This window comes from Streptomyces sp. NRRL F-525 (assembly GCF_000716605.1).
GTDB lineage: Bacteria > Actinomycetota > Actinomycetes > Streptomycetales > Streptomycetaceae > Streptomyces.
Map to the genome: position 1 here is coordinate 1 of NZ_JNXE01000155.1, position 398 is coordinate 398.

Consider the following 398-nt stretch of genomic DNA (forward strand, 5'->3'; position numbering starts at 1 on the left):
AGGCCGGCGGACCGTATGCCGTCGAGGAGGGCGGCGAGGTCATCGGGGTCGACTTCAACTTCAACGGCTGGGGCGAGAAGCAGGAACACACGAACGACGCCCGCGTCGGCCGTACGCTCCTGTCGAAGTACAAGATCCCGCGGGTCGAGGCCCCTCTCATCGCCGAGGGCGGCTCCTTCGAGATGGACGGGGAGGGGACGCTGCTGATCACCGAGAGCTCGATCGTCAACGGGAACCGCAACCCGGGCCTGAGCCGCGACGACATCGAGGCCGACCTCATCGAGACCCTGGGCGTCGAAAAGGTGGTGTGGCTGAAGGGCGTACGCGGCCAGGACATCACCGACGCCCATGTGGACAGCCTCGTCCGCTTCACCGCGCCGGGAGTGGTGCTGCTGGAC

The 398-nt window shown here is 67.3% G+C and carries 1 protein-coding gene; it reads left to right on the forward strand.

Translation table 11 applies throughout. The features are described 5' to 3' along the window. Positions 1-398 (forward strand): agmatine deiminase family protein (locus OO69_RS48310; RefSeq protein ID WP_033287416.1); only part of this gene is annotated, 398 nt, incomplete at both ends.